Annotated in this window: 25 protein-coding genes; 8 read left to right on the top strand and 17 right to left on the bottom strand. The window is 34.2% G+C overall.

From position 1 onward, the window contains the following. Nucleotides 1-48 precede the first annotated feature (48 nt). Complete coding sequence (locus FH144_RS05640) at nt 49-1,005, top strand: 2-hydroxyacid dehydrogenase family protein (RefSeq protein ID WP_242314304.1); 957 nt, start codon at nt 49-51, stop codon at nt 1,003-1,005. A gap of 73 nt (nt 1,006-1,078) precedes the next feature. On the opposite strand, the gene FH144_RS05635 is transcribed toward FH144_RS05640, so the two are convergent. From FH144_RS05635 to FH144_RS05605, 7 genes are all read right to left on the bottom strand, one after another. Beyond that, a complete protein-coding gene (locus FH144_RS05635) occupies nt 1,079-2,203 on the bottom strand; it encodes an FAD-dependent monooxygenase (RefSeq protein WP_242314302.1) in 1,125 nt (374 codons plus the stop codon). A 94-nt stretch (nt 2,204-2,297) separates the two neighbouring features. Continuing rightward, nucleotides 2,298-3,077 (bottom strand): N-acetylglucosaminidase, encoded by a 780-nt coding sequence (locus FH144_RS05630; RefSeq protein WP_242314300.1) that lies wholly within the window; start codon nt 3,075-3,077, stop codon nt 2,298-2,300. A 27-nt stretch (nt 3,078-3,104) separates the two neighbouring features. Beyond that, nucleotides 3,105-3,323, bottom strand: a complete 219-nt coding sequence (locus FH144_RS05625; protein WP_103165813.1) for a hypothetical protein — start codon at nt 3,321-3,323, stop codon at nt 3,105-3,107. A gap of 186 nt (nt 3,324-3,509) precedes the next feature. Beyond that, entirely contained in the window at nt 3,510-3,983 is a 474-nt protein-coding gene (locus FH144_RS05620) for a helical membrane plugin domain-containing protein (RefSeq protein ID WP_107506669.1), read from the bottom strand. After that, nucleotides 3,983-6,937: a formate dehydrogenase subunit alpha gene (gene fdhF / locus FH144_RS05615; RefSeq protein WP_242314297.1), complete on the bottom strand. Its 2,955-nt coding sequence runs from the start codon at nt 6,935-6,937 to the stop codon at nt 3,983-3,985. Before fdhF ends, FH144_RS05620 begins: the two co-directional genes overlap by 1 nt. A 398-nt stretch (nt 6,938-7,335) precedes the next feature. Then, a complete protein-coding gene (locus FH144_RS05610) occupies nt 7,336-8,283 on the bottom strand; it encodes an LCP family glycopolymer transferase (protein ID WP_242314295.1) in 948 nt (315 codons plus the stop codon). Between the two features lie 113 nt (nt 8,284-8,396). After that, a complete protein-coding gene (locus FH144_RS05605) occupies nt 8,397-9,188 on the bottom strand; it encodes an inositol monophosphatase family protein (RefSeq protein ID WP_242314294.1) in 792 nt (263 codons plus the stop codon). Nucleotides 9,189-9,648: 460 nt separating this feature from the next. On the opposite strand from FH144_RS05605, the gene FH144_RS05600 reads away from it, so the two are divergent. From FH144_RS05600 to FH144_RS05590, 3 genes are all read left to right on the top strand, one after another. Continuing rightward, nucleotides 9,649-10,347: a helix-turn-helix transcriptional regulator gene (locus tag FH144_RS05600; RefSeq protein ID WP_242314292.1), complete on the top strand. Its 699-nt coding sequence runs from the start codon at nt 9,649-9,651 to the stop codon at nt 10,345-10,347. An 85-nt stretch (nt 10,348-10,432) separates the two neighbouring features. Further along, complete coding sequence (locus tag FH144_RS05595; protein ID WP_198612073.1) at nt 10,433-10,792, top strand: hypothetical protein; 360 nt, start codon at nt 10,433-10,435, stop codon at nt 10,790-10,792. A 516-nt stretch (nt 10,793-11,308) separates the two neighbouring features. After that, entirely contained in the window at nt 11,309-12,181 is an 873-nt protein-coding gene (locus FH144_RS05590) for a MurR/RpiR family transcriptional regulator (protein ID WP_242314290.1), read from the top strand. A 90-nt stretch (nt 12,182-12,271) separates the two neighbouring features. On the opposite strand, the gene FH144_RS05585 is transcribed toward FH144_RS05590, so the two are convergent. After that, nucleotides 12,272-13,663, bottom strand: a complete 1,392-nt coding sequence (locus FH144_RS05585) for an amino acid permease (protein WP_198612071.1) — start codon at nt 13,661-13,663, stop codon at nt 12,272-12,274. A gap of 505 nt (nt 13,664-14,168) precedes the next feature. Between FH144_RS05585 and FH144_RS05580 the strand changes: the two genes are divergently transcribed. Further along, a complete protein-coding gene (locus tag FH144_RS05580) occupies nt 14,169-14,519 on the top strand; it encodes a hypothetical protein (RefSeq protein WP_242314288.1) in 351 nt (116 codons plus the stop codon). Next, the gene (locus FH144_RS05575; RefSeq protein WP_103165735.1) at nt 14,519-14,707 is read left to right on the top strand and encodes a hypothetical protein; all 189 of its coding nucleotides are present in this window, start codon (nt 14,519-14,521) and stop codon (nt 14,705-14,707) included. The genes FH144_RS05580 and FH144_RS05575 overlap by 1 nt, the downstream gene beginning before the upstream one ends. A 108-nt stretch (nt 14,708-14,815) precedes the next feature. On the opposite strand, the gene FH144_RS05570 is transcribed toward FH144_RS05575, so the two are convergent. The 3 genes from FH144_RS05570 to FH144_RS05560 all read right to left on the bottom strand — a co-directional run bounded on the left by FH144_RS05570 (nt 14,816) and on the right by FH144_RS05560 (nt 16,669). Then, nucleotides 14,816-15,007, bottom strand: a complete 192-nt coding sequence (locus tag FH144_RS05570) for a hypothetical protein (RefSeq protein WP_198612069.1) — start codon at nt 15,005-15,007, stop codon at nt 14,816-14,818. Nucleotides 15,008-15,012: 5 nt separating this feature from the next. Beyond that, nucleotides 15,013-15,657: an HAD family hydrolase gene (locus FH144_RS05565; RefSeq protein WP_107506679.1), complete on the bottom strand. Its 645-nt coding sequence runs from the start codon at nt 15,655-15,657 to the stop codon at nt 15,013-15,015. 97 nt (nt 15,658-15,754) lie between these two features. Next, on the bottom strand, nt 15,755-16,669 hold the full coding sequence (locus FH144_RS05560) for a bile acid:sodium symporter family protein (protein ID WP_242314286.1): 915 nt from the start codon (nt 16,667-16,669) through the stop codon (nt 15,755-15,757). Between the two features lie 290 nt (nt 16,670-16,959). On the opposite strand from FH144_RS05560, the gene FH144_RS05555 reads away from it, so the two are divergent. Next, entirely contained in the window at nt 16,960-17,490 is a 531-nt protein-coding gene (locus tag FH144_RS05555) for a hypothetical protein (protein ID WP_107506681.1), read from the top strand. A 141-nt stretch (nt 17,491-17,631) separates the two neighbouring features. Here the strand turns inward: FH144_RS05555 and FH144_RS05550 are convergent, their stop codons facing one another. Then, nucleotides 17,632-19,233: an alpha-glucoside-specific PTS transporter subunit IIBC gene (locus FH144_RS05550; protein ID WP_198612066.1), complete on the bottom strand. Its 1,602-nt coding sequence runs from the start codon at nt 19,231-19,233 to the stop codon at nt 17,632-17,634. Between the two features lie 201 nt (nt 19,234-19,434). On the opposite strand from FH144_RS05550, the gene FH144_RS05545 reads away from it, so the two are divergent. Beyond that, entirely contained in the window at nt 19,435-20,196 is a 762-nt protein-coding gene (locus FH144_RS05545) for a MurR/RpiR family transcriptional regulator (RefSeq protein WP_242314284.1), read from the top strand. A 339-nt stretch (nt 20,197-20,535) separates the two neighbouring features. Here the strand turns inward: FH144_RS05545 and FH144_RS05540 are convergent, their stop codons facing one another. The 5 genes from FH144_RS05540 to FH144_RS05520 all read right to left on the bottom strand — a co-directional run bounded on the left by FH144_RS05540 (nt 20,536) and on the right by FH144_RS05520 (nt 25,430). Continuing rightward, nucleotides 20,536-21,054, bottom strand: coding sequence for an SRPBCC family protein (locus FH144_RS05540; protein WP_107506777.1), 519 nt, complete (start codon nt 21,052-21,054; stop codon nt 20,536-20,538). A 117-nt stretch (nt 21,055-21,171) separates the two neighbouring features. Continuing rightward, on the bottom strand, nt 21,172-22,491 hold the full coding sequence (locus FH144_RS05535) for a Na+/H+ antiporter NhaC family protein (RefSeq protein ID WP_242314282.1): 1,320 nt from the start codon (nt 22,489-22,491) through the stop codon (nt 21,172-21,174). 114 nt (nt 22,492-22,605) lie between these two features. Continuing rightward, nucleotides 22,606-23,217 carry a flavin reductase family protein gene (locus FH144_RS05530; protein ID WP_242314280.1) on the bottom strand — a complete coding sequence of 204 codons (612 nt, stop codon included), beginning with the start codon at nt 23,215-23,217 and terminating at the stop codon, nt 22,606-22,608. Nucleotides 23,218-23,292: 75 nt separating this feature from the next. After that, a complete protein-coding gene (locus FH144_RS05525) occupies nt 23,293-24,174 on the bottom strand; it encodes an SDR family oxidoreductase (RefSeq protein WP_242314279.1) in 882 nt (293 codons plus the stop codon). 128 nt (nt 24,175-24,302) lie between these two features. Then, nucleotides 24,303-25,430 carry an amidohydrolase gene (locus tag FH144_RS05520; protein ID WP_242314277.1) on the bottom strand — a complete coding sequence of 376 codons (1,128 nt, stop codon included), beginning with the start codon at nt 25,428-25,430 and terminating at the stop codon, nt 24,303-24,305. Between the last annotated feature and the right edge of the window lie 10 nt (nt 25,431-25,440).

Genomic DNA, 25,440 nt, shown 5'->3' with positions numbered 1-25,440 from the left:
CTTCTTTTATTATACTAAGGGAGAAGTATTCATTAAGGAGTGAGTGTAATGGAAAAAGTATATATTGCCGGTGCAATTCCTGAAGCGGGATTGAATCTACTTAAAGAACATTTCGAAGTTGAGATGTATGAAGGTGAAGGCATCATTGATAAAGAAACACTTAAGAAAGGTGTTAAAGATGCATCAGCTTTAATTAGTATATTATCTACTAATGTCGATCAAGAAGTGATTGATAGCGGTAAAAATCTTAAAATCATTGCTAACTATGGCGCTGGGTTTAACAACGTTGACGTGAAATATGCACGTGAAAAAGATATCGACGTTACTAACACGCCTAAAGCTTCTACAGCGGCAACTGCTGAATTAACATTCGGATTAGTTTTAGCAGTAGCTCGTCGTATTGTAGAAGGTGATAAATTATCTCGTACAAAAGGATTCGACGGTTGGGCTCCACTATTCTTTAGAGGCCATGAAGTTTCAGGTAAAACAATTGGTATTATCGGTTTAGGTGAAATTGGTGGCGCAGTAGCTAAACGTGCTAAAGCCTTTGATATGGACGTCTTATATACTGGCCCTCATCAAAAGAAAGAAAAAGAACGTGAAATCGGGGCTAAATACGTTGATTTAAATACGTTATTAGAAAATGCTGACTTCATTACAATCAATGCAGCTTACAATCCAGATTTACATCATATGATTGATACTGAACAATTCAAAAAAATGAAATCTACAGCATATTTAGTTAACGCTGGACGTGGCCCTATTGTTAACGAAGAAGCGTTAGTTAAAGCTTTAGAAAATAAAGACATCGAAGGTGCAGCATTAGATGTTTATGAATTTGAACCTGAAATTACTGAAGGATTAAAATCATTAGATAATGTAGTCATCACACCACATATCGGTAATGCAACATTCGAAGCTAGAGATATGATGTCTAAAATTGTCGCAAATGATACAATCAAAAAATTAAATGGCGATGAACCTCAATTTGTCGTTAACAAGTAATATGAAATAATATTAAGGACCTGATTCTATGGGTGAACAAATACTCATAGAAGCAGGTCCTTCTTTTATCACTTTATTTACTTTTAGCTTTATATAAAAACTTCGTTTGACCACTAACTAAACGCTTAGGCATACGTTTCATTAAGCCATTACGTAGGCTAACGGTCAACTTATTATCTTTTTGCGCAATTGTGCCTATTTTTCTAGAACGCTTAATAACTTTTGCAGTATGTTTAACTCTCAATTTATCATAACGTGTTAGTGCTTTATTAACATCATACTCCGCTAAACAGTTAGCTAATACAATGGCATCTTCCATAGCTTGGCCTGCGCCTTGTCCCATATTCGGCGTAGTCGCATGGGCTGCATCACCTAGCAATAGTGTACGACCGTAGACAAATGTTTTTAACGGCTTCATATCGTACATATCATGTTGAAGAATGCCCGTTTCACTTTGTTTGTCCAAAATTTGGCGTACTTCATTAGGATAATTATTAAAATATGCTTGTAAATGAGGTTTCTCAAATGTTGAATATTTAGCGTCCTTTTCAGCAGCATTAATTGTAATAAACCAATAAGCTTGATTATTAATTAAAGGTACGATGCCTACACGTCCTCGCGTGCCCCAATATTCATCTGCAGTTTCACGATTTTTCAAATCCGCTTCTTCTACTAAACCGCGGAAGCATGTATACCCCTGATAGAGCACTTTGGCGCTAGGATTAACCGTTTGTCTAATCGTTGAATGGATTCCATCTGCCCCAATACATAAATCGAATGTCTGACTCGCATGTTTTGAAAAGTGAACCATCACATCTTGTTCATGATTATCCACTTTCATTACTTCATAATTTATCATAATACTGTTAGGTTGAACATAAGAGTGGATTAACTCAATCAATGTTTGGCGTGCTAATGTCACATTCAGTGTACCTTCTTTTAATTTAGCAGCAGTTAACATGCGTCCTTTCGTATCAAACACGTTCATTGCTGATAAATTTTGACCAGCATTTTTAATACCTTTAGCCAAATCATGTGTGCCTAACTTTTTGAGCACATTATCACCGATACCAATACCGGCGCTAACTTCACTAATATTTGATTTCTTTTCAAATATCGTTACCTCATGCCCCTGTTCTTGTAAAAGTGCTCCAGTAGTTAACCCACCGATGCCAGCACCTATTATTGCAATCTTCATTTATTTACACCTCAAAATTCAAATTCTTATATATTATTGATATTTTAACTTAGGTATTAAACACGTTTAAGTCATTGTAGCCGATGTCCCGTCTTTAAGAAGCATAATAATTTTTACGTACATGATCTTTCTTGATACCAAAATGTTCATAGTATGCTTTCATATAATGGGCTACATTATCAGCCCAAGCCACGTCACTTGCATACTGATGTTCCCCAGGTTGTTGAGGATTCCAACGCATTTGATACAGTGTTATTTGCTCATTATCGAAATACTGTGTACGCACAAACTTTGCCCCGCCTAGAATAGCTTTATAAGGCGATGTCCATGCTTGTTCTTTAGCGTAACTTTTACCTGTATGTACTGCATTCTCGTCAAAAGCACCTACACCAAAGAAATTATAATAACGTTTCCCATCATCTTTAATACCCTTGGCAAGTTCTGAATCTCCATTTGCAGTTTCTACACGTGCATGACTAATTAAATAAATAATATTCACATCATATTTGTCTTGAGCTTTGATAAAAGCATTCGCTTGGTCTTCAAGAATTCCCTGTCCTTTTAGCATAGTTTTAACTTCACTTTTAGACATTGGTACTTTTTGAGAAATATCCATGTACTTTAATGTATTATCTTTATGAGTAATCTTCATTGCTTGTTCAACTTCACTCTCTTGTGCATCGACAAACTTCCCATTCTTATCAATCGTATTTAATACACTGGGTTGTGTTTGCTTTTGAACTGCTTCTTGAAAAGTAAACTGCCGATCTTCACGTAGAATATTAGTTTGATTGATAACTAACAAGACAATGAGTATACCCAATAAAAGAATAAGTATAGTTATAGATAAACGTAAATTAAACTTCTTTTTCATGTGCGCTACAATCCTTTGTGTGCCTAATTAAGTTAAAAAGAAATATGTAATAATGATAACGATAACGACAATCGCAAACGATAGATTGATAATTATCTTCATTCCTGTACGGTCACGGAATAAAACGTTAAAAATCACTAGACTAATTGCTAGAGAAACAGCAAACATCGAAATAGCTAACATTAATTGCATCATAATTAAGAAGATAATCCCTAATACGATAAATACGTTAGAAACGATAGCCATTAATTTAATTATATTTGGATGAATAGGTCCTCACCCCTCATTTTTAAAATTTAATATATAGTACACCTTACCATAATTCAATATGAAAGTACTGTTAAATTATAATCAAATTTCAAAGAAAAATCTCTATCAAGAACTACATGAAACCATGCATTTCTCAATAGAGATTCTTTAAATTGTTAGAGCCTAGTCTTCGCCTCGAGACATACCTTTTAGTAAATTCAACATGTAAGTTAAACTACGGTTCATATCGTCATCTTTAAGCACGCCCATTAAACTACGCACACTTGTTTTAGCGTTAGGGCTAGCTTGGTTAGCAACATGTAAACCTTTATTCAATTTATTTAAGAATTGACTTAATTCTTGAACATTTAATTCGCCTAACATAAAGACCATAGGTGCCAAGTTAGTAATTAAACCTGCATATAAATCTTTATTTAATTCAGTCATAAATTTATTTACAATGACTTGACGGCCTCTAATACCGCCATTCATTAAATCAAGAATTTTGGCATCGTCTAAGGCTTTAACGATACGGATGGCTTTTAAAATACTATCTTTATTTTCAGCAATCGCATCAGTGACTTCGTTTAAACTTTCAAGTTTGATTTGTTCTTCTGACTTTTCTAAACGTTTAATCTTTGTTATTCTTTCAGCCATTATTTATCCACCACATTTCCAGGGAAGACATAGTCTTGACGCTCCCATTTTTTCTGTACTTGGACACTATATTGAGGATTACGTTCTTTATCAACACGGAAGTTTGTAGGGTTTAATGGTGATTTACCTTTTCTAGTTAGTACTTCCATACGACAACTTGTACGTTTATATGATGGTGTATCAGTATATTTATCGACATCACTATTTGTTAGTTTGTTGATAGCACCTAAATCACCATTTGACATAGCGTCATTATTTAATGGAATATAAATTTCTTTACCTTTAACGCGATCTGTTACCGTAGCAATCAATGTTGCTTCTCCAGTTTCAGAAATTAAGCGTGTTTCCGCACCTTCGTGAATATCTCTTTCTTTTGCAAGTTCTGGTGAGATTTCAACGAATGCATTTGGCATTTTATATTTAATCATTTCAGTTTGATATGTCATATTACCTTCGTGGAAGTGTTCAAGTAATCGTCCGTTATTAACATGTAAATCGTAAACTTCATCTTCTTTAAAGAAGTTATCAAATGTTAATGGGAATAATTTGGCACGTCCATTTTCAAAATTGAAACCGTCTAAATATAATGTTGGTTGATCTGTACCATCTGGAGCTACAGGCCATTGTAAACTATTGAATCCTTCTAAACGGTCGTAACTTACACCAGAATAAGATGGTGTTAAGCGTGCAATCTCATCCATGATTTCGCCTGGATGACTATAATTCCAATCTACACCCATGCGCTGTGCTATTAATTGGAAGATTTCCCAGTCTGGTTTAGATTCGCCTAATGGTTGTAACGCTTTATTAATACGTTGAATACGACGTTCAGTATTAGTGAATGTACCATCTTTTTCAAGTGATGGACTAGCTGGTAATACAACGTCAGCGTATGTTGCAGTAAACGTTAAGAATTCATCTTGTACTACTAAGAAGTCTACTTTTTCTAATGCGGATTGAACGAAATTGATGTTTGAATCTACGATACCAGTATCTTCACCGTATAAGTATAATGATTGAATATCTCCGTTATGGATACCTTCCATCATTTGGTGATTGTCTCGTCCTGGTGTTGGATTTAATTCCACACCGTATTCTTTTTCAAATTTAGCTCTAATTTCATCATCTGCAACTTTTTGATAGCCAGGGAATTGGTCTGGCATACTACCCATGTCGCTGGCACCTTGAACGTTGTTATGACCACGTAATGGATATGCGCCTGAGCCTGGTTTTCTGTAGTTACCAGTTACAAGTAATAGGTTTGAAATTGCTGTACTTGTATCACTACCAATATCTTGTTGTGTAACACCCATAGCCCAACAGATTGACATTGATTCTGCTTTAGCCGCTTCTTCAGCAAAGCTAATAATTTGTTCTTTAGGAATGCCTGTTGCTTCTTCTGCGAAATCCATTGTAAATAAATCTAATGATTTGTAGTATTCTTCATAGTTATCTACCCATTCACTTAAGAATGCTTTATCGTGTAAATCATTATCGATAATATATTTAGTGGCTGCGCCTAACCAAACTAAATCTGTACCTGGTTTAGGTTGGTAGAAAGCGTCCGCACGTTCTGCCATTTCATGTTTTCTTATATCAAAGACATGCATTTTTTGGCCAAATAATTTTTGAGCACGTTTCATGCGAGAAGCGATAACTGGATGTGCTTCAGCAGTATTTGTTCCAATTAATACCGTCATTGCTGCTTTTTCAAGATCTTCGATTGAACCTGAGTCACCGCCGTGACCTACTGTTCTGAATAATCCTTTAGTAGCTGGTGCTTGGCAATATCTTGAACAGTTATCTACGTTGTTTGATCCAAAGACTTGACGTGAAAGTTTTTGCATTAAGTAAGATTCTTCATTTGTACCTTTGGATGAAGCGATAAAGGCTAAATGATCGCCACCGTATTCATTCTTAATACGAGTGAAATTATCAGCAACAACATTTAATGCTTCTTCCCATTCAACTTCGTGGAATTCTCCGTCTTTTCTTACTAATGGTTTAGTTAAACGTTGGTCTGAATTGATATGACCCCAAGAGAATTTACCTTTTACGCATGTAGCGATTTTATTCGCTGGTGAATCATGTGAAGGTTGTACTTTAAGAACTTCTCTATCTTTTGTCCATACATCGAATGAGCAACCTACACCGCAATATGTACATACTGTTTTTGTTTTATTAATTCTTTCTTTACGCATTTCTGCTTCTGAATCTGATACTGCGAATAGTAATCCATCGCCTGGTTCTGCTTTTTTAGTTAAATCAATCATAGCAGCTAATGAACCTGGTTCAGTATCTGTCATGTAACCTGCGTTACCTTCCATATTCACTTCCATCATAGCGTTACATGGACAAACTGTTGCACATTGACCACATGATACACATGATGACTCGTTAATTGGAACATCATTATCCCAGATAACACGAGGGTGTTCGCGATCCCAGTCGATTGAAATCGTTTCATTAACTTCGATGTCTTGACACGCTTCAACGCAACGACCACATAAGATACATTGATCAGGGTCATAACGATAAAATGGACCATAATCTTTTTCATATGGTTTTGTTTTATATTCATAAGATTGTTCTTCTAAGCCCCACGCGTCCATAGCATTATGGATTTCACAATCTCCGTTATTATAGTCACATACTGTACAATACAACATGTGTTTTTCTAGAATTCTATCTAATGCTTCTTTTTGACTCGTTTTAACATCATTATTTTGAGTATTTACTGTCATAGGTCGATCTACAACAGTACTACACGCACGTTCAATTTTGCCGTCAATTTCGACCATACATGTATCACATGTTTGGATAGGTCCCATCGATTCGTTATAGCAAATTGAAGGTACGAAAGTATCACGAGATTTAATAAACTCGAGTAAACTCGTTCCCGGTTCTACAAGATAATCTGTACCGTCAAGCGTCACGATTAAATGTTCTTGCATACTCTCCACCCCATATATATAAATTTTCCGTAAAATCTTTAGACTAAGTTAATATTCCACATCAATACCCACATATATTGAACATAGAATTACATTCATTGTATAACTTATCACTATTATTGTTAAGACTTTCATAAATATTTTCAATATTTAAAGTATTGTTTTAAACTTTTTTTATTTCTGAAAATTAAATTCACTTTCTAATGTACCTTAATTATGCATTAATAACTAAGTTACAAAGATGTATATGTACTATAATATCAGAATTTAAAATAAACTAACTAACTCAAAAAATAGCTTAGGATATTAAAAAAATCATAAAAAAAGAGCAGCGACTAAAATCTACTATAATTTCAAAGATTTCATAGTCCTGCCCTAGCAAGATAAATATATTGCTATTAATTATTTAAGTTGTTATTTAAAACATCAGTTGCTTGTTGTTTAGAAGAGTCGTTAGGGATGAAATACCATAAGCCATCGCTTTGTATGCCACCTTGACCTTCTAATTGATGACGGTTCACTGTAGAATTAGCATTTTTATAATTACTGCGAATAGCATTCATATCACTTAAAGTTAAATCTGTCGTTACATTTTTTTGAACTTCACCAATTAAAGATGGGAAATGGGCAAGTGCTGAAGCGCTTGTCATTTTGTTCGCCATCACTTGTAAAATCAGTTGTTGTCGCTCTTGACGGCCAAAGTCTCCACCGGCACCCTCTTCTTTACGACTGCGAATAAAATACATTGCTGTATCTCCATCCACATGTGTCTTTGTTCCTTTAACGAAATGTGTGCCATGAGCTGTAAATGTGTCATTGCTTACTACGTCTATGCCACCTAGTGCATCAATCATATCATGCAACCCGTCCATGTCTATCGTTGCATAATGATCAACAGGTACGTTCATTAACTTTTCCAAAGATTTAACAGCCATTGTAGGTCCACCATAAGCATAGGCATGGTTAATCTTCTCTGTAGTCCCTCGACCAACAATTTCAGCTTGCGTATCACGTGGTACGCTGACGATTTCAGTCGTCTGTTTGTTAGGATTAATAGATAATAACATGACCGTATCACTACGTTCTCCATCATTTGCACTTTTACGTTGTGCATCTGAATCCACTCCGAACAATGCGATTGTAAATGGATCACCATTTTTTAAATCTACGTTTTTCGAACGTAATTCTGAATGTTGGCGATTCAGGGGATTATGAATCTTTCCACCTGTAATATATATACTCGCAACAACAAAGATAACTACTACGATTGCAAAAGCAGCCAAAATACCAATAAACCAAAGTAAAACTTTAACGGGCAGGCTCATTCTTCTATGAGATCTACGCATCCCACCACTCCTATTCTATTTTATGAAATATATCGTTTTAATTATATATTAAAATTAACATTTTACTATACGTCTCGAGTAGTAACTTTAAATAAAATAGAAGCCGTTGACGCCTATTTGTGATACCCCCCATTACGATTTAAAATAGTTATCATATCGTTATAACAACCTGGGTTACTAATAATAAATGGTCCACTTGTCGCATAATCTAACGGTTGTCCATCTAATTGTGTCATCACTAGATTAAGCTCTTTAGCAAAGAGAAATTGTGCCGCTATATCCCATGGTTTAGGATTTGTATTAATATGAGCGCCAAATTGTCCTTTAATAACTCTCACTGAATCCAAACCACATGATCCAATGTTTCGCACGCCAAAAGCCGCATTGTATAATTCTTTCACTGTCTGTTCATTCATATATTGGCTTCCAAATGAAATAATAGCATCGTTTAAAGATAAATGTGACGGTGAAGTCATAGGTTCTCCATTTACATAAGCGCCTTCACCTGCTATTGCCTTATACAATTTGTCATGCGGATAATCATATATATAGGAGAGTTTTGGTTCAGCATTTTCAAAATAAGCTAATATAATACAGTAATCTTCTTGTTGTTTAACTAAGTTTGCCGTCCCGTCGATAGGATCCATAATCCATAAATGACCGTCATAAGGTTCGATATTATCGTTATTCTTTTCTTCGCCTAACAATTGATGACCTGGAAAATGCTCAGCCAAATAGCTTTCAAATTGATGTTGTAATTGCTTATCAACATTTGTAACTAGGTCAAAACGATCCACTTTCGTGTCTGTGGTCATTTCTTTTATTAAATGAGGAAGCACGTCATCTAACTGTTTTAGCCATTCTATAATTTGACTATCTATATATTGAAGTCGGTTATGTTGCATTTTATCACCTCAAATTGATGTCTCAGTTTATTATATTCAAGTATACTAATAATTACTGTTGGATTAAATTATTTTATTAATAATGATGTTCGTATAATGACAAAATGATTCAATAACATCATATTATTTTTACGTATGCATTTTAAACACAAAAAAATCGGCTAGTCTTCTGCTAGCCGACAAATAGAAAGGAAAGTAAGTAATAAATATTGAAGATGTTTCGATGTAAATCGAACGATTCACAATAAGCTATCTGTTATATAGCTTCTACCCCTTTGTTTGAACTCGTTCTCCCCTGTTACAAATAATATACTAGCACAAAATAACTAAAATTGTAAGCGTTTTCCTATTAAAAACTTAATTTTTAGCAATAAATTCTACTTTTATTTAATAAATGTCTTCATTGCCAGTCTTATGTTATAATTATTGTAATATGTAATGTCCATAGGTGGTGTACAACGTGAATAAATTGGAGAGACAGAATCAAATTATTTCATCTATACAACAAGGTCATAAAATGAATGCAACAGAATTAGCTAAGCAATTAAATGTTTCTGTGCGTACAATCGGACGTGATATCGCTGATTTAGAAGCTCAAGGCGTCCAAATTTATGCGCACAAAGGCAAACTTGGTGGCTATCAAATTCAAGAAACTGAAGATAAAATCCAACTTAAGCTAGATGAACAACAACTCATCGCCTTATTTTTAACCTTAAAAGAAAGTCAATCGTATTCGACTTTGCCTTATACCAATGAAATTCAATCAATCATCAAGCAATGTTTTAAAATTCCAAACACTCGCATTCGTAAATATTTAGCCCATATGACTGATTTAATTAAATTCGAAGATACTGAGCAAGTTACCTTACCTCACCTTTTCTCTGACATTTTAATCTATAGTGCCGAAAGAAATGTCATGCTAATTGATTTTAACGATGGCTCTAAAACAATTGCCGAGAACGTTATTTTTATCGGTCTATTATGCCGTGACAGCGTTTGGTTAGCTATCATTTATGAGATTGGTTTAGGCCGTACACGCGAACTTCCAGTACTTGATATTTACGATATTTCTTATTCATTTGAAAAGATGATCAAAACATATGACATCTCTACTGATAACTACACGCAATTTCTAAATCCAGTCGAGAACGAAGACTAAGGTCTCTCGATTGGATGATTTATTCATCATCTCCTCTTATTATTCTCCACTCATTCTCTCTAGAAAAAGGAGTTCATTAACAACCATGTCCAATCAATTTATAGACTATCAACAACATTTAATCCATTTCATCACACTCATTGAAAAGATTAAATATTACTACTTTATGGATGAATCATCTCTTCTACAAGCAATTGAACACTATAACGAAGAAGTTAAAAACTATGCTTTAAATCCTGTATTAAATGAAGAAATTTACTCAATTGCACCTAGTCAATTGTCCTCTACTTCTCCCAATCATCTGTACTATAAATTACTTATAGAACTTTCTGAACAACCGCTTCACAACTTTCAACAAGGCACATTACTTTGTGATTTAAATAAACGACAACAACGTATTTATCATACCTATCTTAAAATTAAAGAACTTCAAAATGACTTATAAAAAACATTATATATAATTTATTAATTATATAGGTAAATTGTAATAGCAAGGTTAAACAGGTATAATTATAGGTGATTACAGTAATATAGAAGGTTACTTTTATGGTCATCTTAATGCATAGAAACATACCATTGCATAAACCTTAGCATTTAGATATGTTTGAATAGAGTTTTTAACTTAACTGGCACCTATTTAAAAGGACTATAACGATAAACTAATATATTTGGGAGAATTATATTAGTTGTTCAATTCTTTATCATTAACCTAAACCTTCGAAGTGTATTCACCTTTACTGAAATCATCGTTTTATACAGTATATATGGGGAGTTTATAACACATTAATGGTGTATTAAATATGTTATTAATTTATATCATGATGCGACGTAAAATATAGTATTTAGTGAGCTATTACACCTACGCGCATTATAAAATTTAAGTTATACAGGGATTTTTGCCCGTGCCTATTTTCACGATAGGGTTAAATAATAGAGAAACTTAGACAAATTAGGTGATTAAATGACAAACATTTTATATATCATTGATGAAGAATATCCTTCTTTTTCGAAGAATGAACAAAAATTATCGCGCTTTATTTTAAATTCACCTCAGAAGCTCATTCAAATGTCGAATCAAGAAATTGCTGATGAACTTAACATTAGCGTTTCCACAATGAATCGGTATAGTCAAAAATTAATTAACGCTAATTTTCAAGAGATTAGAACAGAATTAAAGAAGCTCTTTCCTAAACAAATGTCGCCTTACAATATTGAACTAGTCCGTGATGAACCGATTGACACATTAAAAAAGAAACTTTTTCTTCAAGCTGAAGATGCGTTACAAAGAAGTTCAACGTTTACAGATAACACGACAATCGACAATATATGTAAGAGATTTAAATCGGCAAATAAAATATTTGTATTCGGATATGGCACGTCGTTTGTCTGTGCCACTGATTTATATCAAAAACTTTCAAGAATAGGTCTAAATATACAATTAATACAAGAGACTCACTTATTTACTACTATGTTATCGACATATAATAAGGATGATTGTGTCGTCTTAATTACAAATAATGGAGAACAAAGCGAATTACATGCCTTAGTTAAAGTTGTGTCGAACTACAACATCCCTATTATTACGATTACGAGTTCTGAGAGTAATCATGTTGCCAAGCATTCAGACATCGTTTTGACTTATGGACATTCCGATGAAAACGAATTGCGTATGGGAACAACTACGTCTCTGTTCGCTCAAATGTTTACGATCGACCTCTTGTTTTATCGTTATATAGCACTTAATTATCAGTCATCTTTAGACTTTATTACACAATCAAAGATGGCATTAGATAATTATCATAAATACCTATCTCATATTGAATTTAAACATTGAATCATTATTCAAAACATTAATCACTATAGAAAAACGGCGGTGAAATCAAATTCACCACCGTTTTTTATGTGTTGTTTAATGTTGATTTAATTATTGTTTTACTTTGCGTGATCCATCTCTTTTATGATGTCCACGAACGAAGTAATAAACTGTTACGCCTGTTAAGAAAACAATACCGATTAAAACTGATACGACTGTTTCTTTATTAAATAGCATACCCACAAGTACAACTAATAGGAATAAAATTGTAATCGCACTAGCAACTGTTCCGCCAGGCATTTTGAATGGGTGGCCTTCTACTTTTTCAGGATGTAATTTTCTAAAGCGAATGTGACTAATTAAAATCATAAACCATGGAATCATACCTGGTAAGATTGATGCACTATATACATAAACAAAGATACTGTCTGCGCCTTTAACGAATAAAGGAAGAATAACATTTAATAATGCGCCAAGTAAGATACCTAGTGAAATCGCTAATACTGGATAGAATGGTACACCGTTTTTCATAACGCGTGTAAAGATTTTAGGTAATTGTCCTTTTTGAGCTAGTGTATAAATCATACGACTTGCACTAAAGATACCTGAGTTACAACCTGATAATGCAGCTGTTAATACTACAAAGTTGATTAAACCTGCTGCGAATGTGATACCGATTTTAGCAAATGTTGCTACGAACGGACTACCAATATCTCCTAATTGATTCCAAGGATAGATAGATACAATTACGAAAATCGCACCAATATAGAAAATTAATATACGCCAAATAACCCCATTAACAGCGCTTTTAATATTCTTTTGTGGATCTTTAGTTTCCCCAGCTGTAATACCAATCAGTTCAACCCCTTGATATGAACCAATGACGATTGATAGAGCGAAGAAGAAACCTAGGAAGCCGTTTGGCATAAAGCCCCCGTGAGACCATAGATTTGAAATCCCAATCGCATGTCCTCCGTTACCTATACCAAAGAAGATTAATCCTAAACCTGCAACAATCATTAATAGAATTGTTACGACTTTAATCATTGCAAACCAAAATTCAAATTCACCAAATGCTTTAACTGAAGCTAAGTTCGCAGCTAATAGTAGTAATACAGCAACGACACCTGGAATCCATTGTGGTAAATTAGGGAACCAATAGTTCATATATTCACCAACGGCTATAACTTCACTCATACCTACGACAATCCACTGGAAGATATTACTCCAAGCCGTCATATAACCAGCAGCAGGATGTATGTAGTCACTTGCAAATGTGGCAAATGATCCAGTAGTTGGATTTAAATAAACCATTTCTCCCATTGCTCGCATGATTAAGAATAAAAAGATACCTGCGATTAAATACGCAAAAATAACTGAAGGACCTGTCCACTTAATTGTACTAGTCGCTCCCATAAATAAACCAACACCGATAGTACCACCAAGTGCTATCATTCTAATTTGACGAGCACTTAGCCCCCTATGTAATTCATTGTTATCCATTTAAATAACCCCATCTCTATTAAATCTAAGGCATGAATACTTTCGTCTTTAAGAGCTAGGATACGACTTGTTTTTATTTTGATAGCTACGTCCGAATCGACACAATTTTCAAAAAACATTTACTAATCGTTCGTTGGCATTCAAATCCCAAACAATTCCCAATCTCTTGCTTTCCCCTAAAAGTTCCCTTACCTTATTGAGGATATTATACTATAATTTGACAAAATTAAAACATAATTTTTACAAATTTTTGAAATCGCTTCCAATACTGTTGCAATTATATTTTTAGCGTTTTTAAAAAACGTTGATTTTACAACATTTTAGCATGCTAAAGTACCAAAATATCTAAATAAATTTTTTTGAATAAATTTTACGTTTTTCAATTTTTCTTCTTCAATTTTGAAATATCAGTCGCTTTATTTTAATGTTGTCTTGTGTATGTAAGTCAAAGTAGAAACTAGAATATGATATACTTTTGATAGATTATTTAAGGGAGCATATTTAAATGCAGAAGTTAGTAAAAAAGAGCGCTAAAATATCACTTATTTTTGGAGTACTATTTTTCCTATTAAATTATTTTAGTGCACATCATGATACTATTGACCCGTTATTAATTAGATCATTAATAGCTACTATTGCTTTTTTTATACTTTATATAGTGGTATTTTCAATATTTAATTCTGATGAACGTAAACTTAAATTCGGTATTACGTTGCCCATCGCTTTAGTTATCTTCTTAATTATTGGTGGAATATTTTTCACTGTGAAAATTGGTTTAATTATTGGTCTAATCGTAGGTATAATTGCTGGTTTTATTTGGGAATGGATGGAAAAGCGAAATGGAGGTACTAAATAATGACCATTACTATTGGGATTATTTTAATTATCGTTTTATTATTTCTAAGTTTAATTCCAAACTATAGCGCTATGAAACAAAATAAAGCGCAAGGCCAAAAGGCTACTCGATATACCGTCATGGTTGGTATCGATTTGATTCTTATCGTATTATTAGTCGTAACAGTGATTTTAAAAATAATTATATAGAAAAAAGTTGGGACTTAATTCTCAATATAATAGCGTAGAGGTGATTCATGATTGAATCACCTCTACGCCTTTTTTAATTCAATGTTCTATTTTTTAAGATTTTATATTTTAAATTTTTCCTTGTAAGAGTAGGAAGTATCCTATCATTGCTAGAATTAAATAAATAATGGTTCCAACTATGAATGAGCGTACTTGAACTCTAAAGGGAATGTGCTTTTTAAAAATAGGTCCGAGTACTAAATTACCAATACCTATAATAATGGGCCCGGCTAGAAAGAATATAATAATTTGCCAAGACATCTATACTACTCCTTATCCTTTTCAAAAAAACGTGTAACAATCTCGTTAAAACTCATATCTCTACCAATATAAGAAATATTTGAAAAGTCTTGTTCTACAGTCATTTCATTCGTATTAACAATGACGTCTAACCCAGCATTCATTGCTGCTGTCGCCCCATTAACAGAATCTTCAATAGCTAAACAATGTGCTGGAGAATAATTTAAACGTTGTACCGCAGTTAAATATAATTCTGGATTAGGCTTAACCGCTTCTACGTCTTCTCGCCCTACTATCACATCTATAAACTCATCTAATCCTAATGCGTTAAATGTAGGTAGGATTTCTTCTCGATAACTACTTGTGGCTATTGCCATTGGAATATGATGCTGTTTTAGATATTTCATCAGTGCATAGACTGTATCAATAATATCTAATTCATGACTTGTATCATTATGTTCATCATATATATTTTGTTTATTTTCAAGGCCAAGTACTTCTTCAAGATAATCATGTAAACCACGGGCATGTCCACCAATGTGGCTACGATAAAATTCTAAAGAAATAGGTGCTAATTGATGATGCGTTAAATGTTTATTAATGATTTCAAATAAGTGTTTTTCTGTATCTATAATCGTGCCATCGAAATCAAATACAACTGCTTTATACATATGCTTACTCCTTTAATTTCTACAATTACAATTACAATTACAATTACAATTAAGTTTAACATATGTTATTAATGCTTTTCATGAGCATTTTCAAACATCAGCGTTTAGACCAATACTTAGCTAAGATCGGACCGGAAATATTATGGACGAAGCTAAATATTGCTCCTGGGACAGCTGCTAAAGGACTGAAATGCACTGTAGCAAGAGATACGGCAAGGCCTGAATTCTGCATACCTACTTCAATTGCGACAGCTTTCTTGTCACGATAATTGAGTTTTAGAAGTTTCGCTAAGGTATAGCCAAGGACATAACCTAAGACGTTATGGAGTACGACAACTAAACAAACAAGTGCCCCGGTTTGTAGTATTTGATCTTTGTTACCGCCAACTACGGCTGCTAAAATTAATGAAATTGCTACAACTGAAATAATCGGCAATGCTTCTGACACTTTATTAGTCATACGTTTAGAGAACAGTTGTAACACAAACCCTAAGGCAATAGGGATTAAAATAACTTGGACCACTGACCATAACATACTCATAAATGAAACATTTAACCATTCATGTGCAAAGACATAAATTAAAGCCGGTGTAACAAAAGGCGCTAATAATGTTGAAACACTTGTAATAGCCACCGATAATGCTACATTAGCTTTAGCAAGATAGCTCATTACATTACTAGAGGTACCACCCGGGCAACATCCTACTAAGATGACGCCTATAGCTAATTCAGGGGGTAATTGGAATAGTTTTGCAATAAGGTAGGCTAACGTAGGCATAATCGTAAACTGCAAAATTACGCCGATGATGACAGGCTTAGGTGTTTGAAATATGGCTTTAAAATCACGAGGGTTAATTGTCATACCCATCCCTAACATGACAATACCGAGTAACCATGGCACGGCTGTCCCAAGTGATGCAAGCTGACTAGGAAATATGAATCCGATAATAGCTGCCACCAACATCCATAATAGAAATGTACTTGTTGCAAATTGACTGAGCTTATTTAACATTTTCTCCACCCCCTTTTAAAAGAAATAATGACCAAAGATTACCACAGGTTGTAGCTACTATCAATAAACTTTTCTGAAATTTTAAAATAATTAATATATATTCAATTCTTGAGTTTAAAATTAGTTAAGATTATATTACAAAATAATTAAATTAAAGCTCGTTCAAAAGTCCTAGTGATAATATTAAAAAAGAGTGATACAATCAGTGTGTATAAAAGAACGGCGCACGATTTTATAAGACAACATAGCTTATGCTGTAGATACGTTTAAGAAAAATAGGAGGTCATTGCATGTTGTTAGACAAATTTGAAACTTACATTTTAAACATTGTAGGTTTAAAATCCAGATCTACTCGAAAACAATTAATCAAAGTTTGCAAAGACGTTAAATTTTGCGACTCATTTCAATATTCAATAACAAAGCACGATAATATTCCAGTCTTAGAAGTAAGCTTACCTAAACAACAATTGCCATACTTAATTAGCTTTCTAAGCTTTTACCAATTCTCGATTTATCAAATTCTTTCTCCAAGACATTTAAATACTTTATTAGATACAGAACAATCATATCAATCTTCTAAGCGCTTTGATTTAGCGATTGATGGCCTCCAAGATGCTTTCATTAAAGATAAAGTAATTGATATCATGACATATTTCTCTAACCATTACGATATTAAATATACATTAAACAATAATTGTGCAAGTGTGTGCTGTGCACCTGAGATATTCACACAATTACTACAAACAATCGCATGTCGTAATATTGATATCCTATCAGCATCATATAAAGCACGTGTCATTCATAAAGCTAATATATCTTAATAAAGAGTAATAAAAAGTGAGTAGCCGAATAAAATAATAATATTAATATAAAAGGAGACGTAACAGTGAGTTCTGATTGAATTCACTGTTACGTCTCCTTTAATTTTGGAATTTATTTACTAAATTCTATTGTATTCTTTATTATGCTTTATCGTTCTCATCGTAAACTAAATGTTCAAATGCTTCACGTACTTGAGGTACTGTCATCCCTACAACTACTTGAACATTTTTACCACTTTTAACTAAACCATGAGACATTTGTTCATGTGTAAAGTAGCCACTGTCTTCTACTTTAGATTCGTCATTAACTGTCAAACGTAAACGTGTTGTACAGTTTGTAACGTCTTTAATATTCTCTTTGCCGCCTAAACCTTCTAAGTAATACTGTGCTTTCGCTTCATATTCATTACTTGGTTTAAAGTCTGAAGTTGTCGCACCATCTTCGCCTTTTTTCGCTTTGTAATCTTTTTTAGAGAATAATTTCACTTCTTCTTCAGCACGACGTCCAGGTAAAGGAATATCGAATTTTAAAATTAAATATCTAAATACTACAAAATAAATACCAGAGAAGATTAAACCAATCACTACTTGGGCTACATAAGTTAACCAGTGATTTTGACCTAATGGAATCCAGTTTGTAGCGATAAAGTCTAGTAAGCCACCGCCCATGTTACCTACTACACCGAAACCGTACATAATTGTATCCATTGTCGCTGCTAATAATGCATGAATAACGAATAAGTATGGTGCAATAAATAGGAACGTAAATTCTAATGGTTCCGTAATACCAACAACTACTGCTGTTAATGTAGCTGGTACAAGTAATGCTGCCACTTTTTTACGATTGGCTTTTGGCGTGGTCGTATACATCGCTAAAGCGATACCGATTGCACCGAAGACTTTACCATTACCTTGTAACATGAAACCATAATGGAATTGATCTTTTAATGGTTTGCTACTTTCAGCAAATTGAGTTAAATGCTTGAACCATTCTGCTTTCAGACCGTCTTTTGCTACGACTGGTCCAACTTCTATTGGCGCATAAATAAAGTGATGTAATCCTGTTGGAATTAATACACGTTCTAAGAAATGATATAACCAAACTCCAATATAACCTGAAGCGATAATGAAGTGTTGCATTGATTCGATACCATTTTGAATTGTTGGCCATACCACACAAGTAATCGCAGCAATTGGTAACATTACAAAGAATGAAATAGTTACTACGAATGTTAACCCTTGGAACACACCTAACATTTCAGGTAATTTCTTACTGTAAAATCTATTATGTATCCAAGTTACTATAGCTGAAATAATGATACCGCCTAAGATATTAGTATCTAATGTTTCAATACCGGCAATGGCTTTTAAACCTGTAACATTTTCAACGCCTTTTTCTAAATTAGCGCCGAACGTATGTGGCCATTGCGTTAAGATAGCATTGATAAATGTGTTAAACATTAAGTAACCCATTAACGCAGCTAATGCAGCATGTCCTGGTGCTTTTTTAGCTAAAGATAATGGTAATCCTACCACAAAGACAATTTCCATATGATTAAAGATGACCCAGCCGCCTGATTCAATCACTGACCAGAACTTAAACCAAAATGTATGGTCATCTGCTAATCCACCCATAATCGTTGGATTTTTAAATAATGTCGCAAATCCCAATACAATCCCGAAGAATGCAAACATTAATACAGGAACGATCATCGCACTCCCAAACCGTTTAATTGCGTTCATATATGTACCCCCATATTCTTTTTTCTATATTATTTAACAATGATTAATGTATAAATTAATAATCGTTTATCTCTTTATACTTATTATAGTAAACGCTTTCATATATACAACGCCATTGACTGATTTTGAAATTTTTTTGTATAATCAGTTTATGTTTTCTATATGTGAAAATTTTTTCAAGAAAAAATATGAGGTGTTTTTGTGTTATTAGATGAACGAGTAAATGCCAACTTTAATAAATTAAACGACAACGATCTACAAATTGCTCATTTTGTTAATACGAATGTCAATAAATGTAAGACTTTAAAAATACACGAACTTTCAGCTTATACTCACGCATCAAATGCTACAATTCATCGTTTCACTCGTAAGCTTGGCTTTGATGGATATAGTGATTTCAAATCGTATCTCAAATTTGAAAGTGAAAATCTAAGTCAACTTTCTACTGACTCTATGGATGCTTTTAAACAAGAAATAGAAACAACATTCACATATTTAGACCGCATTGATTATAACTTAGTCACAGATAAAATTAATAATGCTTCCACTGTATATTTATATGGTACTGGACGCGCTCAGAAAAATGTAGCTGAAGAAGCACAACGTATTTTACTAACGATGCATAAAAATATTATTGTGTTACACGATGTTCATGAACTTAAAATGGTACTTAATCGCTCAGTAGACGAAGATTTATTCTTTATCATTTCATTATCAGGTGAAACGTATCAACTTACAGAAGTAACCAATATATTGCAATTACGTCAAAAGTACTTTATTTCTGTCACGACTATGAAAGATAATACATTAGCGCAAAAAGCAAACTATAATATTTATGTCTCAAGTAACACCTTCTATCTCTACGACGGCACAGATTATTCAAGTTTCATTAATTACCATATCTTCTTTGAAACATTATTAAGAAAATATAATGAACGCAAAGAAAAAGGCGAACTATACTAAATAATATATTTTAATTAAGTGACTTCTTCTCATGCTTTTTTTAAATTATAAAAGAAAAGCAACGTAGTATTGTAGGCGAGACTCCTGAGGGAATAGGATGAGCGTCGAGACCGTGGCTCGACTTGGCAGTAGTTGTCTGAAATGAAGATGCGTCCAATCTGTACTTTCTTCATTTCTAGTCAACCTTGCCGGGGCGGGACTACGAAATCTTCGAAATTTCATTAGATTTCTGTCGCCGCTCCCCCCTAAGAAAGCGAGCCATCAATACTAAGTTTAAAAAAAGGAGCGAAACAGAGACCTAATACATTAGATTTCTGTTCTCGCTCCTTATTTAATACATTATTTTAATAAATCATTATCTTCTACATATTGTTCTAATACTTGGTGCATCTTATCAAACATTAATTCTAAGCCATGCACTGTAGAGTCATGATATTCTTTTTTCTTTTGTTTATATTCTAATGTTGTTAAGCGTCGTTCTCTTTCAACTAATGATTGATAAAAGAAAAACATTTGTGTGCCACCAGTCTCACGCTCTTCAAACTCAACTTCTATCACATCTTCATGGTTGCTCAATTCTGGCATACCAATCGTCATCTTGATGTACTCATTATCAACTAATTCTTCATAAGTCCCTTGGATGACATTTTGTTTACCATTACGTGAATCAACAATACGGTAAACACCACCTTCATGCATATCGACATCAAAGGTTTGGTTGGTACGTTGCGACGTCATAAACCATTGTTTTAATAAATCAGCATCCGTCCACGCTTTGTACACGAGTTCTGGTGAATATTTTAATAAACGCTCGATATGAATTTCTACATGTTCATTTTCCACATTATACTTTGCCACTTGTTTCACCTACTTTCACTCTTACTTCTATTTTAACGCATTTATAAATAGTACCAAACTTTCAACTATTAAAATCTTTAAATTATTTTTCTATTTTCAAAAATTAAGCTACTTTACTTACGCGTTAGTACGTTTTTTAGTAGTATGTTTAGGTTTAACACGTGGAAAGCGGAATACAATAGCTAAAATACCACATACACCTAATAATATTGAATAAATACAGTATGGCATAACACTAAGCGGTGAAATACTAGCCACGCCCGCTACCGCAATCACTTGTGGACTATAAGGCAATAATCCTTGGAAACACCCAGCAAAAATATCTAATAGACTAGCTGACTTACGTGGGTCAACATCATATTCATCTGCAATATTCTTAGCTAATGGTCCAGCCATAATTATTGAAATCGTATTATTTGCCGTCGAAATATCTGCTGCGCTTACTAAACTGGCAATACCAAACTCAGCACCACGTTTAGATTTCACTCTAGACCTAACAAAGTTAAGTAACCATTCGATACCACCGTTATGTTGAATAATTCCAACAAGACCACCAATAAGTAATGCAATAATAGCGATATCTTCCATACCAATAATACCTTCTGATACAGCTTTTAATAAACCTTTCCAGTCGAATGAATGATCGAATAAACCTATTATTCCAGAAAGGAATGTTCCGCCAATGAGTACAATAATGACGTTTACTCCAATAAGCGCTAGAATGAGCACTAACACATAGGGAATAACCTTGATTAAGTTATAATCATAACTTTTCGAATGATCAATCGTTACACCATTAGTTAAGAAAAATAGCACAATAATGGTTAAAATCGCACCAGGTAGTACAATCCAAAAATTGACCTTGAACTTATCACTCATTTTAGTCTTTTGGGTACGAACTGCAGCAATTGTAGTATCTGAAATCATAGATAAGTTATCTCCAAACATAGCGCCACCTACTACAGTACCCATAGCTAAAGCGGCCGGGATGTCAGTAGCTTGTGCGAAACCAAATCCTACGGGCGCGATAGCTGCTACGGTTCCAACCGATGTCCCCATAGAAATAGAGACAAACATACATATAATAAATAATCCTACAATAATTAAATTTTGTGGAATTAATGATAAACCTAAGTTAACGGTAGACTCTACGCCACCCATTTTCTCAGTAGTTGTTGAAAAGGCACCTGCTAATATAAATATAAATACCATTAAGATGATATTTGAATGCCCGGCCCCTTTCGTAAATACTTCAACTTTATCGGCAAATCGTTCTTTTCTATTCATCAATAAAGCTACAATCACAGTAACCGTAATTGCAACATTGAGAGGCATAGTTGTAAAATCACCTGTAACTGCGCCGACGCTTAAAAATAGTGCAATAAATAACACTAGGGGAAGTAACGCCCAAGCATTGCCTTTCCTCTTTTCTTCCATACTTTACCTACTTTCCTAAAAGCGAATTTATAATTAAAGTTACAAGATTCTTATATTGACGTCAACTAAGTTATATGGAATTTACATTTATCTATGTTGAGCCATCTTTATATTTTACGATTCAGGACGTTGGATTGTAAATGTTTCTCCTAACTTAGCATAGTCATTTCCCGCCAAACGCGCGACAGGTTTTAGTTCATCAGGGTTAATTTTACTATCTTCAAAGTAAGTTTCATCATCAATATGATACATTACCACTTCACCTATTATTAAATCAGCACCGTCTTCTTCAGAATCAAGTACGACAATTTGATCTAATTTGCATTCAAAGCGAACTTTTGCTTCTTTTATAGCCGGAACACTAACAATTTCAGAATCAATAAGAGTTAAAGCTGTGTGGTTTAATTCATTATCTCCCGCTTCAAGTGGGGCTGCTGTCTTATTAATCTCCTCCACATTCATTTCATCTGTGATATGTACTACAAATTCTTTCGTTTGTTCAATATTGACCGCTGTATCTTTTCGTTGTCCACCAGCACGTTGCGCAGCAATAGCAATCATCGGTGGCGCATTATTGACGACATTAAAGAAGCTAAATGGTGCAGCATTTAATGTGCCTTCCTGATCTTTAGACGTAACAAAGGCAATAGGTCTTGGAATGACCGAACCACTTAATAATTTATAATTTTGAATATCTGATAAATGTTTTGGATTGAATTGTTTCATTTCACACATCCTCCTAAATTAATATAAAAACGCGAGAGCTTTTATCTTACCCTCGCGTTGGTTTAAATTATTCAATTAATCGATTTGCGTACCACCAGTGATACCGTAAACTTGACCAGTGGTATAACTAGCATCCTCTGACGCTAATAAGACATACGTGCCTGCTAATTCAACAGGTTGACCTGCTCTACCTAATGGCGTATTTTGACCAAATTTTGGAAGCGCAGACTGTGGTTGGCCTCCAACGATTTGTAATGGTGACCAGAATGGACCTGGCGCTACACAATTCACTCGAATACCTTTTTCTCCTAATTGTTCAGAGAAACTTTTCGTTAGTGAAATAATCGCTGCTTTTGAGGCTGCATAATCGTGTAATAAGGCATTAGGGTTATAACCTTGCACAGATGACGTCGTTGTAATAGACGATCCTGGTTGTAAGTACTCTAATGCTTTTTGGACAGTCCAGAATACTGGATATACGTTCGTTTCAAACGTCGTTTTAAAGGATTCAGTATCAAATTCTTCTAATTCCTCATGATATTGTTGATGACCTGCGACTAAAGTCACATTATCCAAGCCACCTAAATCACGATAGGCTTGTTCAACTAAATCATAGTTAAATTGTTCATCTTTTACATCACCAGGAATTAATACAGCTTTACGTCCAGCTTTTTCAATTACCGCTTTTACTTCCTGCGCATCTTGTTCTTCGCTAGGAAGATAATTAAGTGCGACGTCCGCGCCTTCTTTAGCGTAAGCAATCGCAGCTGCACGTCCAATCGCTGAATCGCCACCAGTCACTAACATTTTATAGTCCTGTAAGCGATTGTGGCCTACATATGATTCCTCACCGCAATCAGGTGCCGGAGTCATTTCTGATTGTAAACCAGGTAGTTCTTGTTCTTGTTTTTCAAAATCTGAAGTTTTAAATTTTGTTCTTGGATCTTGTGCACCCATGTTCACTCATCTCCTAAAAAATAATCTCTTCTAATTTACCCAACTCGTAAAGTAGTTTAATCATTTTTTTGAAAATGCAGACCCATATTGCCTACAATTAAGTAGGATAAAGCGTCTAAAGACACGCATTATGAATACTCAGCAAGTAATTGATGAATTAACGTAATAAAGTACTCTGGAACCTTTTCCAAAATACGCTCATCAGGGTCATATTTAGGATGGTGTAAATCATAAGCACTATTAGAACCTATAAACGTAAAGACGCCAGGATGTTCTTTTAATAGCCCAGAGAAATCTTCACCAATTGTCAATGGATTGTCTAGCTCTATAACATTGTAGCCTACTGCATCGGCTGCTTGTTTCGCTTGTTGCGTTAAATAGTCGTCATTAAAGACAGCACCTGGAAGATGTGTATAAATCACTTCAATTTTTACATTGAATAATTGTTCAAGACCTTTCGCAATATCTCGTAAACGTTGTTCAATATAGGCTTGAACTTCTGGCTTAAATGAACGGACTGTGCCTTGAACATAGGCGTTATCTGCAATTACATTCCACGTGTTGCCAGAAGACACTTCTCCAATTGTCACTACTGCGCTATCAAAAGCTGAAATATTGCGACTCACAATCGTTTGTAAACTAGTAATCAGTTGTCCTAAAACCATTACCGGGTCATTGCCCTGTTCTGGTTTAGCTGCGTGCGCCCCTTTACCGTGAATTTTAAATTCAAAACGGTCCACGGCCGATGTAATAGCCCCTGATTTAATCGCAAAATCTCCTATATTTAATGTTGGATAATTATGAAATCCTAAGATTGCTTTCACATCATCTAGCACATCAGTATCAGCCATTGCTTTAGCACCATAACCTATTTCTTCAGCAGGTTGAAATAAAAACTTCACACGACCATTTAATTTATCTTCTTGTGCTTTTAATGTTGTTGCGACTGCTAAGATACTAGCCATATGAATGTCATGGCCACATGCATGCATCACGCCGGTATTCGTAGATGTAAATTCATGTTCTACCTGTTCATGAATAGGCAAAGCGTCGATATCTGTACGTACTGCGATGCATGGTTCTCCCTGACCAATTTCAGCTACAAAGCCAGTTTCTAAAGGTATATCAATGATTTTAATTTGATATGCTTCTAATATGCGTTTTAAACGTTTGGTTGTTTCGAATTCGTTATTTGATACTTCAGGATATTGATGGAAAGTACGTCTCCAGTTGACGTAATCGGTATAATTTGTCATACATTCTCAT

It is taken from the genome of Staphylococcus sp. acrmy (assembly GCF_022690565.1).
In the GTDB taxonomy this organism is placed as follows: domain Bacteria; phylum Bacillota; class Bacilli; order Staphylococcales; family Staphylococcaceae; genus Staphylococcus; species Staphylococcus caledonicus.
Note: the sequence above shows the minus strand (reverse complement) of the source record. Positions and strands in the feature narration are given on the sequence as shown.

What these genes read in the sequence shown, in the direction of transcription:
- FH144_RS05550 (WP_198612066.1), bottom strand. Translation starts at nt 19,233, where the DNA reads ATGAACGCAATTAAACGGTTTGGGAGTGCGATGATCGTTCCTGTATTA.
- FH144_RS05620 (WP_107506669.1), bottom strand. Translation starts at nt 3,983, where the DNA reads ATGGCTGAAAGAATAACAAAGATTAAACGTTTAGAAAAGTCAGAAGAA.
- FH144_RS05575 (WP_103165735.1), top strand. Translation starts at nt 14,519, where the DNA reads ATGACCATTACTATTGGGATTATTTTAATTATCGTTTTATTATTTCTA.
- FH144_RS05570 (WP_198612069.1), bottom strand. Translation starts at nt 15,007, where the DNA reads ATGTCTTGGCAAATTATTATATTCTTTCTAGCCGGGCCCATTATTATA.
- FH144_RS05530 (WP_242314280.1), bottom strand. Translation starts at nt 23,217, where the DNA reads ATGAAACAATTCAATCCAAAACATTTATCAGATATTCAAAATTATAAA.
- FH144_RS05580 (WP_242314288.1), top strand. Translation starts at nt 14,169, where the DNA reads ATGCAGAAGTTAGTAAAAAAGAGCGCTAAAATATCACTTATTTTTGGA.
- FH144_RS05525 (WP_242314279.1), bottom strand. Translation starts at nt 24,174, where the DNA reads ATGGGTGCACAAGATCCAAGAACAAAATTTAAAACTTCAGATTTTGAA.
- FH144_RS05605 (WP_242314294.1), bottom strand. Translation starts at nt 9,188, where the DNA reads ATGCAACATAACCGACTTCAATATATAGATAGTCAAATTATAGAATGG.
- FH144_RS05625 (WP_103165813.1), bottom strand. Translation starts at nt 3,323, where the DNA reads ATGGCTATCGTTTCTAACGTATTTATCGTATTAGGGATTATCTTCTTA.
- FH144_RS05610 (WP_242314295.1), bottom strand. Translation starts at nt 8,283, where the DNA reads ATGCGTAGATCTCATAGAAGAATGAGCCTGCCCGTTAAAGTTTTACTT.
- FH144_RS05595 (WP_198612073.1), top strand. Translation starts at nt 10,433, where the DNA reads ATGTCCAATCAATTTATAGACTATCAACAACATTTAATCCATTTCATC.
- FH144_RS05560 (WP_242314286.1), bottom strand. Translation starts at nt 16,669, where the DNA reads ATGTTAAATAAGCTCAGTCAATTTGCAACAAGTACATTTCTATTATGG.
- FH144_RS05635 (WP_242314302.1), bottom strand. Translation starts at nt 2,203, where the DNA reads ATGAAGATTGCAATAATAGGTGCTGGCATCGGTGGGTTAACTACTGGA.
- FH144_RS05585 (WP_198612071.1), bottom strand. Translation starts at nt 13,663, where the DNA reads ATGGATAACAATGAATTACATAGGGGGCTAAGTGCTCGTCAAATTAGA.
- fdhF (WP_242314297.1), bottom strand. Translation starts at nt 6,937, where the DNA reads ATGCAAGAACATTTAATCGTGACGCTTGACGGTACAGATTATCTTGTA.
- FH144_RS05535 (WP_242314282.1), bottom strand. Translation starts at nt 22,491, where the DNA reads ATGGAAGAAAAGAGGAAAGGCAATGCTTGGGCGTTACTTCCCCTAGTG.
- FH144_RS05630 (WP_242314300.1), bottom strand. Translation starts at nt 3,077, where the DNA reads ATGAAAAAGAAGTTTAATTTACGTTTATCTATAACTATACTTATTCTT.
- FH144_RS05555 (WP_107506681.1), top strand. Translation starts at nt 16,960, where the DNA reads ATGTTGTTAGACAAATTTGAAACTTACATTTTAAACATTGTAGGTTTA.
- FH144_RS05520 (WP_242314277.1), bottom strand. Translation starts at nt 25,430, where the DNA reads ATGACAAATTATACCGATTACGTCAACTGGAGACGTACTTTCCATCAA.
- FH144_RS05565 (WP_107506679.1), bottom strand. Translation starts at nt 15,657, where the DNA reads ATGTATAAAGCAGTTGTATTTGATTTCGATGGCACGATTATAGATACA.
- FH144_RS05590 (WP_242314290.1), top strand. Translation starts at nt 11,309, where the DNA reads ATGACAAACATTTTATATATCATTGATGAAGAATATCCTTCTTTTTCG.
- FH144_RS05640 (WP_242314304.1), top strand. Translation starts at nt 49, where the DNA reads ATGGAAAAAGTATATATTGCCGGTGCAATTCCTGAAGCGGGATTGAAT.